This window comes from Streptomyces sp. NPDC001985, from assembly GCF_040296845.1.
In the GTDB taxonomy this organism is placed as follows: Bacteria; Actinomycetota; Actinomycetes; order Streptomycetales; family Streptomycetaceae; genus Streptomyces.
Map to the genome: position 1 here is coordinate 36,436 of NZ_JBEOYB010000042.1, position 14,987 is coordinate 51,422.

Genomic DNA, 14,987 nt, shown 5'->3' on the forward strand with positions numbered 1-14,987 from the left:
GAGAGGCACCCATGTCCACAGCGAACTACGCCGAACGGCTGGCCCGGCTCACCCCCGCCCAGAAACAGCGGCTGGAACGGCTGCTGGAGCAGCGCCGCCGCACCCGGGAGGCCGGAGCGGAGCGGGACCGGCCCGCCACCGCCACCGAGGAGGCCCTGGCCCGGATCTGGGGAGAGCTGCTCGGAGTCGACGACCCGGGGCTCCACGACAACTTCTACGAACTCGGCGGGGACTCGATCATCGGGATGCAGATCGCCGCCCGCGCCACCGCCGAGGGCATCCCCGTCTCACCCCAGCAGGTGCTGGAGGCCCAGACCGTCGCCGGTCTCGCCGAGCTGTCCCGCGGCGCCGCGGACGCGGCGCCGCAGGACGGCGAGACCGAGGGCGAGGCGGTCGGCGAGGTCCTGCTCACCCCCATCCAGCAGTGGTTCTTCGAACAGGACATCCCCGACTCCCACCACTGGGACCAGACCCTCCACATCGCCCTGCGGCAGCCCGTGCGGGCCGCGCTCCTGCGCCGCGCCCTCGCCCGCGTCGCCGCCCACCACGACGTCCTGCGCAGCCGGTTCCAGCGCACCGCCACCGGCTGGCGGCACTGGGTGGACGCCCACGCCCCCGACCCCGTGCTCTCCCGCGTGGATCTCACCGGACTGCCGGGGCCGCAGCGCGCCGAACGGGTCCGGCGCGCGGTCGCCGACGCCCAGCGCGACATCGACCTCGGCCGCGGCCCCCTGCTGACCGCGGTGCTCTGCGAGGGCGGCGCGCGCCCCGGGGACACCGGCGCGAACGGGGACTTCCTGGTGCTGATCGCCCACCACCTGGTCGTCGACGGCATCTCCCTGAGGGTCCTCACCGACGACCTGGACCAGGTGTACCGGCGGCTGGAGCGCGGCGAGGACCCCCGGCCCCCGGCCCGTACCACCTCCTTCCGGAAGTGGTCCCGGCTGCTGCGCGAGTGGGCCGCCGACGAGCGGATCACCGGTCAGCTCCCGTACTGGACCGGGGTCCCGGACGCCCGCGCCACCGAGGTGCCCCTCACGGGCCCGGGGGCGGCGCACGAGGGCGGCGCGGAGCCGTCGAACACCGTCGGGCGCAGCGCCGTCGTCACCACCCGGCTGGACCGGGAACTCACCGCGACCCTGCTGCGGCAGGTGCCCGCCCGCGGCACCCAGCCCCACCATCTGCTGCTGGCCGCGCTGCTCTCCGCCTGGCCGCGCACCCCCGGCACGGAGGGCCTCCAGCTCGATCTGGAGGCCCACGGGCGCGAGGTCGTCGCCGGGACGGCCAATGTCTCCCGTACCGTCGGCTGGTTCACCGCCATCCACCCGGTCCGCTTCCCGCTCCCCGCGCCGGACCGGCCCGGGGACGCCGTCGACGCGGTCACCCGGACCCTGGCCGAGGTGCCGGACAACGGTCTCGGCTACGGACTGCTGCGCTATCTGGGAGGGCCCGGCGGGGCCGCGCTGGCCCGGCTGCCGCAGTCCCGGGTCAGCTTCAACTACCTGGGCCGCTTCGAACGCGGCTCGGGCGCCGGAACCGGCGAGATCCTGGGCAATCCGGTCCAGGCCCCCGGCGTCCTGCAGAGCGCCGACGCCCCCCGCCGGTATCTGCTCGACATCGTGGTGACCGCCATGGACCGCGAGCTGACCGCCGAGTTCGTGTTCGCCCGGGATCTGCTCCCCGAGGACGAGGTGCGCCGGCTCGCCGACCACTGGGAGAAGCGGCTGCGGGAACTGGTGGGGCTGCTCACCGGCGCCGCCGGCGGTCTCGACGACCGCCAGTTGTCGGCCGTCCGGCGGCGGATGGGCCTCGGCCCCACCGCCTGAACCGCGCCCCGCCGGAGAAACCCCCTGGGAAGGAGCAGCAGCAGTGGAACAGCTCGGCGCACCACCTCTCGCGGCGGCCCTGGAGAACAGGCCCGCCCTCACCCGCCTCACCGAACGGGTGCTCGCCCACTGGCCCGACCACCTCGCCCACACGGAGGAGCGGTTCCGCGGACTCGACCGCGCCCATCTGGACTTCTGCGAACGCGTCAGCCGGAACATCGCCGCCATCACCGGGCACGATCCCGACCGGTACGCCCGGAACTACCGCTGGACCTGCGACCGGATGCTGGAGGAGGAGTACCGCTTCCATCTGACCGGGGAGTACCGCTACACCTCCTTCGCCGAGGTCCGCGCCGGCATCGCACTCGAAACCGGCTACATGACCCGGTACACCGACGGCCTGCTGCTCTCCCAGATCTACTGGGTCAACCAGACCCGAGCGCTCCAGACCTATGTCGAGCGCTTCCTCCCCGCGCTCCGCCCCGGGAACACCCTGCTGGAGGTCGGCCCCGGGCACGGACTCCTCCTCGCGCTCGCCGCCGAGCGCCCCGGCGTCCGGGTCACCGGCTGGGACGTGAGCGCCAGCAGCCTGGCGAACACCGCGGACGCCCTGGAGCGCATGGGGGTGCGCACCGCCCGCCTGGAGCACCGCAACCTCCACGACCCCGGCACGGCGGAGAGCTTCGACGCCGTCGTCGCCAGCGAGCTGCTGGAGCACGTCGACGAGCCGGACGAGGCGGTGCGCCGGCTGCGCGGACTGACCCGCCCCGGCGGCCGGCTCTTCATCAACATCCCGGTGAACAGCCCCGCACCGGACCACATCAACCTCTGGCGCACCCCCGAGGAGGTCCACGCGTACCTCCGCGACGGCGGTCTGAGGATTCTCGGCGCCGAGGTGTTCCCCATGACCGGATACACCGAGCGGGAGGCCCGCGACAACCGGGCCACCCTCTCCTGCGCGCTGGTCTGCGAACCGGCGTGACCCCGAAGCCGCCCACCCGGCGGCCCATCTGGAGAAGAGGAGCAGGACATGGCGAGTGACGCACCGTACCGCGTGGTGCTCAACGACGAGGAGCAGTACTCGGTCTGGCCCGCCGACCGGGAGATCCCGGCGGGGTGGCGGGCCGAGGGAACCACCGGCGGGCGCGAGGAGTGCCTCGCCCGCATCGACGCGGTGTGGACCGATATGCGCCCGCGCAGTCTGCGCGAGAGCCTCGCCCGGGCCGGGCACGATGCCTGACCCGATGTCCGCCCCCACCGTCCGGCCACAGGGAAGAGGGAGGGACACATGAGCGTGTCCGCAGCGGAAACCGATCAGATCGTCGACGTCGTGGGCATAGGGTTCGGCCCCTCGAACCTCGCCCTGGCCACCGCGCTGGCGGAGACCGGGCCGCCCGGCTCCGCCGAGGCCGTGACCTCGGTCTTCTACGAACGAGGAGAGCGGTTCACCTGGCACGGCGGCATGCTGATCGACGGCGCCACCATGCAGATCTCCTTCCTCAAGGACCTGGTGACCCTGCGCGACCCGGGAAGCCCCTACAGCTTCCTCGGCTATCTCCAGCAGGCCGGGCGGCTGTCGGACTTCATCAACCACAAGGTCCTCTTCCCGTCCCGCATCGAGTTCCACGGCTATCTCTCCTGGGTCGCCGGATTCTTCGCCGACCGGGTCGAGTACGGAGCGGAGGTCACCGATGTCCGCCCGGTGCACTCCGGTGGTTCCGTGGACTCGCTGGAGGTCGTGGTCCGGCACAGCGGGCCGGACGGCGGGCGCACCAGCGTCCGGCGCGCCCGCAATGTCGTGGTCGCCACCGGTCTGGAGCCGAGCATGCCGCCGGGCGCGGTGCCGGGCGACCGGGTCTGGCACAGCTCGGAGCTGCTGGCGCGGGTCGACACGCTGCCCCGGCACCCCCGCAGGATCGTCGTCGTGGGCGCGGGCCAGAGCGCCGCCGAGGTCACCGAGTATCTGCACCGCCGGTTCGAGACCGCCGAGATCTGCCCGGTCTTCGCCCGCTACGGCTACAGCCCGTCCGACGACAGCCCCTTCGCCAACCGGATCTTCGATCCCGGGGCGGTCGACGCGTTCTACACCGCCGCGCCGGAGGTGAGGCGCGCCCTGCTCGACTACCACCGCAACACCAACTACTCCGTGGTGGACGCCGAGCTGATCGACGAGCTCTACCGGCGGGCGTACCAGGAGAAGGTGACGGGCAACCAGCGGCTGAGAGTCCTCAACACCTCGCGGCTGACCCGGGTGGAGCCCCGCGACGACGGGGTGGAGGTCACGGTCGAGTCCCTCGTCACGCGGGAACGGCTCCGGCTCCCGGCGGACTGCGTGGTGTACGCCACCGGCTACCGCGCCCCCGACGTACGGCGGCTGCTCGGCTCGGTGGCCGGTCTGTGCAAGGCCGACGAACAGGGCAGGCTCCAGACGGAGCGCGACTACCGGGTGGTCACCGAGGGCAGGGTGCGCTGCGGGATCTATCTCCAGGGCGCCACCGAGCACAGCCACGGCATCTCCTCCGGCCTGCTGTCCAACACGGCCGTGCGCGCGGGCGAGGTGGCCCGCTCCCTCGCGCGGCGCCCGGCCGCGGCCGGCCGCGAGTAGGAGAGGCGGCTCCCATGTATGTGCCCAGCCTGTACCGGACCGAGGACCGGACCTGGCCCGTACGGATTCTGGAGGAGAACCCGCTCGCGCTGCTGTCGACGAGCAGGGCATCCGCCGCCCCGTACGCCACCCATGTGCCGGTGATCATTCCCCGGGACTCCCGGGCGGAACTGCTCGCCGGGCAGGACCCGCGCGGCGCCGTGCTCCTCGGCCACATGAACCGGGCGAACCCCCACTGGGCGGCCCTGAGCAGCGGCTCACCGGCCCAGCTCGTCTTCCAGGGGCCCGGCGCCTATGTATCGCCCGCCGTCTACGACACCGATCCTGCCGCGCCGACCTGGGACTTCGCCGCCGTCCACGTCCACGGCACGCTGCGGCTCATCGACGACGACACCGAGACGCTGGAGGTCGTCACGGCCACCGCCGCCGAGCTGGAGGGACGGTTCGGCGGCGGATGGTGCGCCCACGCGTCGGCGGCGTACTTCGAGGAACTGCTCCCGGGCGTCGGCGCCTTCGCGTTCCGCGTCACCCGGATGGACACCATGCTGAAGCTGAGCCAGGAGAAGTCCCCCGGGGTCCGGAGCGCGGTCACCGAGTGGTTCCGGGCCGGCGGCGGGCGCGGCGCCGAGATGGCACGGCTGATGAAGGACTTCTACCAGGACGGAGCTCCGCGCGGGGAAGGCCCCGCGGAGCCCCCAACCGATCCGTGAGGGGCGGCACCAGTGCAGCAGAGGACCGATGTGCCGCGGGAGCGGCATCACGACACCACACCCGTCCATACCCTCTTCGGGCTCGATGTCGTGGACGAGATGGACGCCGGACGGATGAGCCGGGTGGCGGCCGGAGTCCTCGGCGCGGTGCGGGTGCGGAACTTCTTCTCCCCGCACGAGTGCCGGACCACGGTCGCCTCGCTCGTCCAGGACGCCATGGGGGAGTACGACCAGCGGCTGGTCGGACGGCGGATCGCCAAGCTCGGCCCCGCCGTGTTCGACTACTACAACAGCGCCCGGGTGGAGCCCTCCTACTGGGAGGAAGCCGCTGCCGCGGCCCGGGTGCGCTCACGGCTGCTGGACGGCCGGGACCCGCTCGGCCTCGCCGGCGACCGGCTCGCGGCCGCGTGGCAGCAGGAGGTCACGCCCGCCACCGTCGGCGGCGCACCGCTGTTCGCGGGCATGATCCGGGAGATGTACCAGGGCGCCGGCCTCCACTTCGACGAGGTGGAGCGGGAGTTCCCGGCGGGTCTGGACGAGACCCCGCTGAGCCAGCTCGCCTTCAACTGCTATCTGGAGACCCCGCCCGACGGAGGCGCGCTGACCGTCTTCCGCCGCCGCTGGCGCCCGGACGACGAGCACCACCGGGACGGCTACTGGTACCGGCCCGAGGTGGTCGCGGGCGAGCCGAGCCTCACCGTCGCCCCCGCCACCGGCGACGCGATCGTCTTCGACCCCCGGAACTACCACATGATCGAGGCCAACCGGGGCGGCCGGAGGGTCACCCTCTCCTTCTTCATCGGGTTCTCCCGCCACGGCAACCTCCTCCTCTGGTCCTGAGCCCGCCCCACTCCTCCCCTCCCCGGAGCCCCGCGCGGGACCGCCCCCACCGACCGACTGGAGTGCCATGACCGCCGCCGCACCGCACCGGGCCACCGGCCCCCGCGTCGCCCGCCGCCGCCGCTATCTGATGTGCCGGCCGGAGTTCTTCGACGTCACCTACGCCATCAACCCGTGGATGGACCCCGGGAAACCCGTCGACACCGCGCTGGCCGTCACCGAGTGGGAGCGGCTGCGCTCCCTCTACCTGGAGCTGGGGCACGAGGTCGAGCTGATCCCCCCGCTGCCCGGCCTGCCGGACATGGTGTACGCGGCCAATGGCGCGACCGTGGTCGGCGGCCGGGTCCTCGGCGCGCGCTTCCGCGACGCCGAGCGGTCCGCCGAGGGCCCCGCCCATCTGAGCTGGTTCCGGGAGCGGGGCTTCACCGAGGTGAGGGAGCCCCGCCACATCAACGAGGGCGAGGGCGACTTCCTCGTGACCGACAGCTGGATTCTGGCCGGGAGGGGTTTCCGCAGCTCGCCCGAGAGCCACGCGGAGGCCCAGGAGTTCTTCGGCCGCCCGGTGATCGGCCTGGAGCTGACCGACCCGCGCTACTACCACCTGGACACCGCCCTCGCCGTACTCGACGGCGACGAGATCATGTACCACCCGGAGGCGTTCTCCCCGGGGAGCCGCGCCGTCCTGCGGCGCGTGTTCCCCGGAGCGCTGCTCGCCGGTCCGTCCGAGGCCGGGGTGTTCGGGCTCAACGCCGTCAGCGACGGCCGCCATGTCGTCCTCCCCGAGGCCGCCACCACCCTCGCCGCCCGGCTGCGCGAGCGGGGCTTCGAGCCGATCGGGGTGGATCTGACGGAACTCCTCAAGGGCGGCGGCAGCGTGAAGTGCTGCACCCTGGAGATCAGACCCCCGCAGGATTAGTTGCCTTATCCAACGAATCTGACGTGAAATCACCCCCCGTTGATCCACGGTGTCGGGCAGTATCAATCGTCAGGAAGGGGCCGGCACTGTTCCGGACCCGGCGAGCGGGGTCCGCGGGAGGGGCCCGGGGCGCTGCCGACGGCACCCCCGGCGCGCACCCGTCCGGCCTCCCGACGGATGGAGCGGCAGGGCATGGAGAAGCCTTTCACGCCGGGACGGAACAGGTCGTGCGGACTCGCCGGGCTCCCCCGCCCGCCGTGCGGCCTTCCGTGCCCCCCACCCCGAATCGGGCGCAACCGAGACCGCGAGGAGTATGGGTGTGAAGTTCCAGGTACTGGGGCCGCTGAGCGTCGTCGACGGCGGAGTCCCCGTGATCGCAGGAGGACCCAAACAACAGGCCCTGCTCGGGCTGCTGATCGCCCGCTGCGGCACCGTCGTCCCGGTGCCGCAGATCGTCGACACCCTCTGGCAGCGCAGTCCGCCGTCCACCGCGCAGGCCCAGATCCACAGCAGGATCAGCACCCTCCGCCGGGTGCTCGGGACCCGGGCGATCGTGACCCATCCCTCCGGCTACCTCCTGGACGTCGCGCCGGACGCGGTCGACGCGCACCTCTTCGAGGCGGAGGTCGAGAGCGCCCTGGAGTGGGAGGCGAGGGGCGCCTTCCAGAAGACGGCCGCGGTGCTCCGCGGGGCGCTCGGCCGCTGGCGGGGGGAGTGCGCCTTCCAGATGCTGGACGGTGAACTCTTCGACCGGGAGGCCGGCCGGCTGGCCGAACTGCGGCTGCTCGCGCTGGAGCACTGCATCGGAGCGGATCTGGAGACCCGGGACGCCGCCGAACTCGTCCCCGAACTGGTGGATCTGGTCGCCGCCCACCCCACACAGGAGCGGCTCCACCGCCATCTGATGGTGGCGCTGGACCGCAGCGGACGGCGCAGCGACGCCTTCAACGTCTACTGGAGCCTGCGCAGGAGACTCGCGGACGAGTTCGGCGCGGACCCGGCCGAGGACATCCAGCAGCTCTACCAGTCGCTGCTGTCGGGCACCGCGGGCGACGGCGGACCGGACCGGCCCGCACGCCGCCCCGCCCCCTGCCGGGCCGGCGACGCGGCGGCCAGCCAGCTCCCGCCGGACATACCGGATTTCACCGGCCGGACGTCCGAGCTGCGGCAGATCGTCGCCCGGCTGGTCAACGGCGGCGCGGCCCACGCCGACACGGCCCCGCGCGCCGTCGTCGTCACCGGGATGCCCGGCGTCGGCAAGAGCACCCTGGCACTGCGCGCGGCGCACAGCCTCCACGAGGAGTTCGTCGACGGCCGGCTCTATGTCGACGCGGCGGCCTACCCGCGCTCCGAGGAGGGGCTGCGCGCCGTGCTGGGCCGGCTGCTGCGGGGACTGGGCGCGGCCGAGGGCACGGTGCCCGAGTCCGCCGGGGAGCGGCAGGACCTGTACCGCAGCCTGGTGGCGTCCCGCAGTGTGCTGCTGGTGGTCGACAACGTTGCCGGACCGGAGGATCTGCGGGCGGTGATCCCTCCCAGCGGAAGGTGCGCGGTTCTGGTCACCGCCCAGGCCGCCACCCTGACGGTCGAGGGAGCCCTGCGCGTACCGCTCGGCCCGCTGGCGCCCGAGGAGGCCCGGAGCCTGCTCTTCTCGGGGCTTCCCGCCAGACGCGACGAGGAACAGGGACCTCGGACCGAGGAGGTGCTGGCCCGCTGCGCCGGGCTGCCCATGGCGATCCGGTCGGTGGGCACCCTCCTCGCGTCCCGGCCGCACTGGTCCATGGCGCATGTCACCGAAGCGCTCTCCCGGGAGGAGAGCTGGCTGGAGCGGCTGGGCACCCCCGGCCGCTCCATCGTCAGCACCTTCGACGGCGCGCTCCGCGATCTGCCGGAGGACGACCGGGGGCCGCTCTCGGCCCTGGCCGTCTTCGGCCGCACGGCCCTGACCCCGTGGATCGCCGGAGTGCTCATCGGCCGTCCGGCCACCCGCGCCCGGGAGGTCCTCGACCGGCTCGCCGACCGCGGCCTGCTGGCCGTGCGGTGGTCGGAGCGCACCCACTCCTGGAGCTATGGCCTCCATGAGCTTCTCCGGGTCCATCTGCTGGCCCGGATGGACCCCGCCGAGGCCGTGACCATCCAGCTGCGCGCCCTGCGGGGATGGCTGGAACTGGCGGAGAGGGCCACCGGGGCGCCCCGGTCCGGCGGCGGGCGCACCCCGCCCGACGCGGGCGCGGGACCGGCGGCCTCCCTCTTCACCGGCGGGGCCGGTCACGGACGGGCCCACCAGGAGCGGGAATTCCTCCGGGCCGTGCTGGGCCGGGCCGATGAGCGCTTCGGCCCGGCCGTCGCCTCGGGGCTGGTCATCGGGGACGGGCGCCGGGAACCCGGTGAGCTGCTCGCGCTGCTGCGCACGGCCGCCGCGCGGGAGGGCGGCGCTCCCGCGGAGGCGGGGACGTCCCGCCCTCCGCACCCGCTGGCCGACCCCGGCCCGCTCTGCCCGGCCGGATCGCCCCCGCCGCCCCGGCCCGCCTCACGCCTGTCGCTCCTGCGCCACCCGGTCTGACGCGCCCGCCCCCGCGCCCCCCTCGGCGCGGGGGCTCTCGCGCGGCCCGCCCCGCAGCGTGAACAGCGCCACGGCCGCGCCCGCGAGGGCGAAGCCCAGACCGGCGCCCATGGCGACCGACTGAGCGTCGGAGAACGCCTCCCGGGCGGTGCCGGCCAGCGCCGACAGGGCCGGGTCCGTCTCCGTGTACGCCAGGGTCTCGGCCAGCGAGCCCCGCGCGTGCCCGGGCACGTCCCCGGAGAGCAGCTCCCGGTAGACGGCCGTCAGCAGACTGCCCAGCACCGCCACGCCCAGGGCGATGCCCATCTGCTGGTGGGTGTCGTTGAGCGCCGATCCCATCCCCGCCCGGTGCGGCGGTACGGCGGAGAGCACCGTGCTGGTCCCCGCCGGGCTGGCGAACCCGGTGCCGCCGCCGCACAGCAGCAGCCCGGCCGCCACCACCGGGTAGGGGGAGCCGGGGGTCAGCGTGACCAGGACCGCGAAACCGCAGGCCGTCACGGCGAAGCCGGTGACGATGGTCGCCCGCGCGCCGATCCGCCCGGGCGCCCGCCCGCCGAAGACGGAGCCGATGACCACACCGGCCGCGAGCGGGGCGACGGAGAGCCCGGTCAGGGTGGCGCTGTAGCCGTGGACCAGTTGCAGATACTGGCTCAGGAGGAAGAGCGTGCTGCCCGTCGCCACCGACAGCAGGGCGATGGCGAAGCTGGCACCCGCGAACGTACGGTCCCGGTAGAGCGACAGATCCACCATCGGCTCCGCCGACCGCCGCTGGCGGAGACCGAAGGCCGCGAGCGCGATCGCGGAGAGCGCGAAGGAACCGAGGACGACCGGCGCGGTGAACCCCTCCTCCGGCACCGCGATCACCGCCCACACCAGCGCGACCATGCCCAGGGTGACCAGGACCGCGCCCAGCGGGTCCAGGGGCCGCCCCTCGGGGTCACGGGACTCGGGGACCAGCTTGAGCGTCCCGAACAGCGCCACCGCCACCATCGGCAGGTTGATCAGAAACACCCCGGCCCAGCTCCACCAGTCCACCAGGATGCCGCCGAGCAGCGGCCCGAGGCCCATCGCCGCCGAGGCCACCGCCGCCCACACCGCGAACGCCCGGGGGCGTTCGCGCGCGGGGAAGACCTGCACGATCACGGCGAGGGTCGCGGGCATCACCAGCGCCGCGCCCACACCCATGGCCGCCCGCATGCCGATCAGCCACCACACCGACTGGGCGGCGATGGCGCCGAGCGAGGTGACCGCGAAGACGATCAGCCCGATGACCATCGTCCGCCGGCGCCCGTAGCGGTCGGACGCCACCCCCGCCGCCACCAGCAGTCCGCCGAAGACCACCACATAGGAGTCGAGTACGGCCTGGAGTTCACCGGTGGAGGCGTTGAAGGCCCGGCCGATCGAGGGCATGGCCACATTGAGGACCGTGTTGTCGATGACGATCACCAGGAGCGCCGAGCAGAGCGCCACCAGGATCAGCCAGCGCCGGGGGTGCCCCTCGGCCCCCGTCTGTTCTTCCGTCACTGAGCACCTCTCCACGGCCTGTTGGCCCTACGGCCAAGGGTTTCGTCCAACGCTGATCCAGTAATCCAACACTGTATGAGCGAGTCGTCGCAGTGTACAGAGGTGCGGGGGGTCGGGTCATGCGCCCGGGGCCGCCGCCGGCGGATGAACGGGCCCTTCGTTCCGTGTGGTTGGCGGCGCGGGCCGGTACCGCCGAGGGCGCTCGCACCGCGCGGGCGCGGGTCGGGTGACCGCCCCCGGGCCCGCGCGCCCCGGTCACCCGGCCCGTCGGGCGGCGGAGGAGGGAGCCCGGAGCGCGGGTGCCTCCCGGGCGCGGCCCAGTTCGCGGTCGGCCCGGGCGATCAGGGCCCGTACCGCCGAGATGTCGGAACCCATCAGCGCGGCCGTGCGGTCGAGCGGGAGGCCGAGTCCGCGGTGGAGCAGCAGGGCGTCGGCGGGTGGCGCGGGCAGAATCCGGTGAGCCGGGGAGCGGGTGCCGGGGACGCCGGACGCGTGGCGCGTCACGGTGTCCCCGAGCAGCAGCCAGGCCGCCGCGGCGGTCGACGGGCTGCTGAGCATGCGCGCCCAGGCGTGGGCTATCGCGGTGAACGCCTCATCGACGGCGGCCGATGCCACCGGCTCCAGCCCTATGCGGGCCCGCGCGTACACGGCGTAGTCGCTCCGGACGAGCTGGCGGAAGGCCTGGTAGTCGAGGCGGTGGAGGGCGGGCGGGGAATGGCGGTGCTGCGGGGCTGACGGCTTCTGCACGGCCCCGGACCTCCTCGGGTGTGCGAGGTCCACGGACCCGCCGGCCCGGTGAGGGCCCCGGCGGGGGTGGAGTGGAGGCGGGCCGCGCGGTACGGGACGGGGTGCGGCGGCCCGGGTCCGCGGCCGGCCGGCCGCCGGGGACCCTTCCACCCGGTGGCGGCTCCTGCCCGCCGCGGATCGTGTGAGCGTACGGTCCGTCAGCCGCCCTGGCCGGCGGCGGTGCCGGGCCCGGCGCACGGGCCGCCGGCGCGGGGACCTGTTTGCGGTGGTGCCGGGTGCGGGATACTTCCGGCACGGGACGCCGGGAACGGGAGTGAGCACTCTCGGCGGAACGGGTCAAGCATCGACGGCAGACTCCTTGCTTGATCATTTGGCCCTGGAGCGGTGGCAGCCGCCCAGGGCCTTCTCGCTGCGTCGGACCGGCCTCCCGGGCCGACTTTCCCGATGACCGTACCGCCTTGCCGGGCTGTTGGTGGGCCCTCGGACCGGCGGCGAATCCGCCGCCGGTGGACGGCGGCACCGCTCTCCGGAACTGTTGACGATTAGTCAAGGCGACGCAGAACCGGATGCCTTGGTCACCTTGATGGAAACTGATCGATGACTGCGCTTACTCGGCTTTTTTGTGCAGCATTCTGATCAAGTGCGACAGAGTTGCCGTTTCGGAACTATCGCATTGGCATATGACATCACGTGCAGTCGATCGGTGGTCGCCCAACGGCAGTTGACTGAATTCACCCGTGAGAGTGAAGTGAGTGCTGGGACACCCCGGAACCGGGATGTGAGTGGTAAGCGCTCTCAGCAGATGCGGGGCAACTGCTCGCCCAGCGGCAGATCGACCACCCGGGTTCCGCCGAACGCCGTACGGGCGACCACCATCCCCGGATGCTCCGGCACACACTCCCCGATCACCGCGGCACCGGCGCCCAGCGGATGCGCCCGCATCGCGGCGAGCACCGCCTCCGCGTGCTCACGCGGCACGAAGGCGACGAGCTTGCCCTCATTGGCCACGTACATCGGGTCCAGACCCAGGATGGCGCAGGCGCTGGCGACCTCCGGGGGCACCGGCACGGCCCGCTCCCGCACCACCACACCGACGCCCGCGGCGGCGGCGATCTCGTTGAGCGCCGCCGCGAGACCGCCCCGGGTGGGATCGCGCAGCACATGCAGATCCGGGGTGACGGCGAGCATCGCCCCGACCAGCCCGCCCAGGGCCGCGCAGTCGCTCTCGATCCCCACCCCGAACTCCAGGCCCTCGCGCACGCTCATGACCGCCACACCGTGGAGCCCGATCCCGCCGCTGACGATCACCACATCGCCCGGCTCGGCCCGCTCCGCCCTGATGTCCACCCCGGGCGGGATCAGCCCGATCCCCGAGGTGTTGATGTAGACGCCGTCCCCGTGGCCCGCCTCCACCACCTTGGTGTCCCCGGTGACCACCTCGGCCCCCGCCGCGCGGGCCGCGTCGCCCAGCGCCCGGGCGACCCTGCCCACCAGTTCGATCTCCACCCCCTCCTCCAGGATGAAACCGCAGGAGAGATACGCGGCCCGCGCCCCGCTCATGGCGAGATCGTTCACCGTGCCGTTGACCGCGAGATCCCCGATGCTGCCCCCGGGGAAGAACAGCGGCCGGACCACGAACGAATCCGTGGAGAACGCGAGCCGTGCCCCGCCGAGACCGATCGCGGCACTGTCGCCGAGGGCCGCGGCCGGCGGACCGCCGAAGGCCGGCAGGAAGAGGTGCTCCACCAGCTCGGCGGACATCGCACCGCCCCCGCCGTGCCCCATGACGACCCGGGGATGATCCCGCAGCGGCAGCGGACAGCTCCAGCCGCAGAGATCGGGTGCCGTGGGGGACTGGGTGCCGGAGAGGGTGTCAGCCAACGGGGTTCGCCTCCAGAGGAGTGGCCTGGGTGCCGAGACGGCGGTAGAGGTAGTACGCGGCGCACGCGCCCTCACTGGACACCATCGTGGCGCCCAGCGGTGTGCGCGGTGTGCAGGTGGTGCCGAAGGCCGCGCACTCGTTCGGCTTCAGCAGCCCCTGGAGCACCTCCCCGCTGCGGCACTCGGCGGGTTCGCTGGTGGTGATGGACGCGACGTCGAAACGGTGCTCCGCGTCGTGGTCGCGGTAGCGGGGCGAGAGCCGCCAGCCGCTCAGCGGGATCGTCCCGATCCCCCGCCACGCGCGGTCGGTGACCTCGAATACATCCGCCAGCATGGCGCGGGCCGCGGGATTCCCCTCCGGCCGCACCGCGCGCGGATAGGCGTTCTCCACCGTGTGCTCACCGCGCTCCAGCTGCCGCACGGTGCGCCGGATGCCCTCCAGGATGTCCAGCGGCTCGAATCCCGTGACCACGATCGGCACCCGGTGGCGCGCCGCCAGCTCGGGGTACTCGTCCGTCCCCATCACGCTGCACACATGACCGGCCGCCAGAAAGCCCTGCACCCGGCAGTGCGGTGAGTTCATGACGGCGTCGATGGCGGGCGGCACCCGGACGTGCGAGACCAGCATGCTGAAGTTGCGGACACCGCGTCCGCGGGCCTGGTGCACGGCCATCGCGTTGGGCGGGGCGGTGGTCTCGAAGCCGATGCCGAAGAACACCACCTCGCGGTCCGGGTTCTCCACCGCGATCCGCAGCGCGTCCAGCGGCGAGTACACCACCCGGACATCGCCCCCCTCGCCCCGCACCCGGAAGAGATCGCGCCCGGTTCCGGGCACCCGCAGCATGTCCCCGAACGAACAGAAGATCACCCCGGGCCTGGAGGCGATCTCCAGGGCCTTGTCGATGACCTCCAGCGGGGTGACGCACACCGGACACCCCGGGCCGTGGATCAGCTCCACCCCCTCGGGCAGCAACTGGTCGATGCCGTGCCGGATGATGGTGTGGGTCTGTCCGCCGCACACCTCCATCAGCGCCCACGGCCGGGTCACCGCCGCCCTGATGTCGTCGAGCAGGCCGCCGGCCAGCTCCGGATTCTGGAACTCCGCCAGATACCTCACCGCTGCTCCTCCCAGGGATCTCCGAACTCCTCCTGCAACAGACCGAGTTCGGCGAAGAGATCGAGCGTTCTGCGCGCCGACTCCTCGTCCAGCCGTTGCAGCGCGAAACCGACGTGCACGATGGCGTACTCGCCGACCTTCAGATCCGGCAGATACTCCAGACACACGTCCTTGACCACTCCGCCGAAGTCCACCACGGCCATCCGGGCACCGTCGCGCTCCGCGATCTCCATCACCCTGCCGGGCACCGCCAGACACATG

13 protein-coding genes are annotated in these 14,987 nt (G+C 73.1%); 8 read left to right on the plus strand and 5 right to left on the minus strand.

What is annotated here, in order from left to right; all coding sequences use genetic code 11:
• The first annotated feature begins 11 nt into the window (after positions 1 to 11).
• The 8 genes from ABT122_RS19985 (at position 12) to ABT122_RS20020 (ending at position 9,457) form a co-directional block, all read left to right on the plus strand.
• Positions 12 to 1,826 (plus strand): condensation domain-containing protein, encoded by a 1,815-nt coding sequence (locus tag ABT122_RS19985; RefSeq protein ID WP_351553633.1) that lies wholly within the window; start codon positions 12 to 14, stop codon positions 1,824 to 1,826.
• Positions 1,827 to 1,869: 43 nt separating this feature from the next.
• Entirely contained in the window at positions 1,870 to 2,808 is a 939-nt protein-coding gene (locus tag ABT122_RS19990; RefSeq protein WP_351553636.1) for a class I SAM-dependent methyltransferase, read from the plus strand.
• A gap of 48 nt (positions 2,809 to 2,856) precedes the next feature.
• Positions 2,857 to 3,066 (plus strand): MbtH family protein, encoded by a 210-nt coding sequence (locus tag ABT122_RS19995; RefSeq protein ID WP_351553639.1) that lies wholly within the window; start codon positions 2,857 to 2,859, stop codon positions 3,064 to 3,066.
• Between the two features lie 48 nt (positions 3,067 to 3,114).
• Positions 3,115 to 4,431 (plus strand): lysine N(6)-hydroxylase/L-ornithine N(5)-oxygenase family protein, encoded by a 1,317-nt coding sequence (locus tag ABT122_RS20000; protein WP_351553642.1) that lies wholly within the window; start codon positions 3,115 to 3,117, stop codon positions 4,429 to 4,431.
• A gap of 14 nt (positions 4,432 to 4,445) precedes the next feature.
• On the plus strand, positions 4,446 to 5,141 hold the full coding sequence (locus tag ABT122_RS20005; protein WP_351553645.1) for an FMN-binding negative transcriptional regulator: 696 nt from the start codon (positions 4,446 to 4,448) through the stop codon (positions 5,139 to 5,141).
• Positions 5,142 to 5,153: 12 nt separating this feature from the next.
• Positions 5,154 to 5,981 carry a 2OG-Fe(II)-dependent halogenase WelO5 family protein gene (locus ABT122_RS20010; protein ID WP_351553648.1) on the plus strand — a complete coding sequence of 276 codons (828 nt, stop codon included), beginning with the start codon at positions 5,154 to 5,156 and terminating at the stop codon, positions 5,979 to 5,981.
• Positions 5,982 to 6,048: 67 nt separating this feature from the next.
• Complete coding sequence (gene ddaH, locus ABT122_RS20015) at positions 6,049 to 6,897, plus strand: dimethylargininase (protein ID WP_351553651.1); 849 nt, start codon at positions 6,049 to 6,051, stop codon at positions 6,895 to 6,897.
• A gap of 319 nt (positions 6,898 to 7,216) precedes the next feature.
• Positions 7,217 to 9,457, plus strand: coding sequence for an AfsR/SARP family transcriptional regulator (locus tag ABT122_RS20020; RefSeq protein ID WP_351553654.1), 2,241 nt, complete (start codon positions 7,217 to 7,219; stop codon positions 9,455 to 9,457).
• On the opposite strand, the gene ABT122_RS20025 is transcribed toward ABT122_RS20020, so the two are convergent.
• The 5 genes from ABT122_RS20025 to ABT122_RS20045 form a co-directional block, all read right to left on the minus strand.
• The gene (locus ABT122_RS20025; protein ID WP_351553657.1) at positions 9,425 to 10,981 is read right to left on the minus strand and encodes an MFS transporter; all 1,557 of its coding nucleotides are present in this window, start codon (positions 10,979 to 10,981) and stop codon (positions 9,425 to 9,427) included. The two genes, ABT122_RS20020 and ABT122_RS20025, sit on opposite strands and share 33 nt — an antisense overlap.
• A gap of 255 nt (positions 10,982 to 11,236) precedes the next feature.
• On the minus strand, positions 11,237 to 11,728 hold the full coding sequence (locus tag ABT122_RS20030) for a hypothetical protein (RefSeq protein ID WP_351553660.1): 492 nt from the start codon (positions 11,726 to 11,728) through the stop codon (positions 11,237 to 11,239).
• 795 nt (positions 11,729 to 12,523) lie between these two features.
• On the minus strand, positions 12,524 to 13,513 hold the full coding sequence (gene hypE / locus ABT122_RS20035; protein ID WP_451068421.1) for a hydrogenase expression/formation protein HypE: 990 nt from the start codon (positions 13,511 to 13,513) through the stop codon (positions 12,524 to 12,526).
• A gap of 88 nt (positions 13,514 to 13,601) precedes the next feature.
• Positions 13,602 to 14,726 carry a hydrogenase formation protein HypD gene (hypD, locus tag ABT122_RS20040; RefSeq protein WP_351553666.1) on the minus strand — a complete coding sequence of 375 codons (1,125 nt, stop codon included), beginning with the start codon at positions 14,724 to 14,726 and terminating at the stop codon, positions 13,602 to 13,604.
• A complete protein-coding gene (locus ABT122_RS20045) occupies positions 14,723 to 14,986 on the minus strand; it encodes a HypC/HybG/HupF family hydrogenase formation chaperone (protein WP_351553669.1) in 264 nt (87 codons plus the stop codon). The genes hypD and ABT122_RS20045 overlap by 4 nt, the downstream gene beginning before the upstream one ends.
• Between the last annotated feature and the right edge of the window lies 1 nt (position 14,987).

What these genes read in the sequence shown, in the direction of transcription:
- ABT122_RS19985 (WP_351553633.1), top strand. Translation starts at nt 12, where the DNA reads ATGTCCACAGCGAACTACGCCGAACGGCTGGCCCGGCTCACCCCCGCC.
- ABT122_RS19995 (WP_351553639.1), top strand. Translation starts at nt 2,857, where the DNA reads ATGGCGAGTGACGCACCGTACCGCGTGGTGCTCAACGACGAGGAGCAG.
- ABT122_RS20000 (WP_351553642.1), top strand. Translation starts at nt 3,115, where the DNA reads ATGAGCGTGTCCGCAGCGGAAACCGATCAGATCGTCGACGTCGTGGGC.
- ABT122_RS20005 (WP_351553645.1), top strand. Translation starts at nt 4,446, where the DNA reads ATGTATGTGCCCAGCCTGTACCGGACCGAGGACCGGACCTGGCCCGTA.
- ddaH (WP_351553651.1), top strand. Translation starts at nt 6,049, where the DNA reads ATGACCGCCGCCGCACCGCACCGGGCCACCGGCCCCCGCGTCGCCCGC.
- hypE (WP_451068421.1), bottom strand. Translation starts at nt 13,513, where the DNA reads ATGGGGCACGGCGGGGGCGGTGCGATGTCCGCCGAGCTGGTGGAGCAC.
- ABT122_RS20045 (WP_351553669.1), bottom strand. Translation starts at nt 14,986, where the DNA reads ATGTGTCTGGCGGTGCCCGGCAGGGTGATGGAGATCGCGGAGCGCGAC.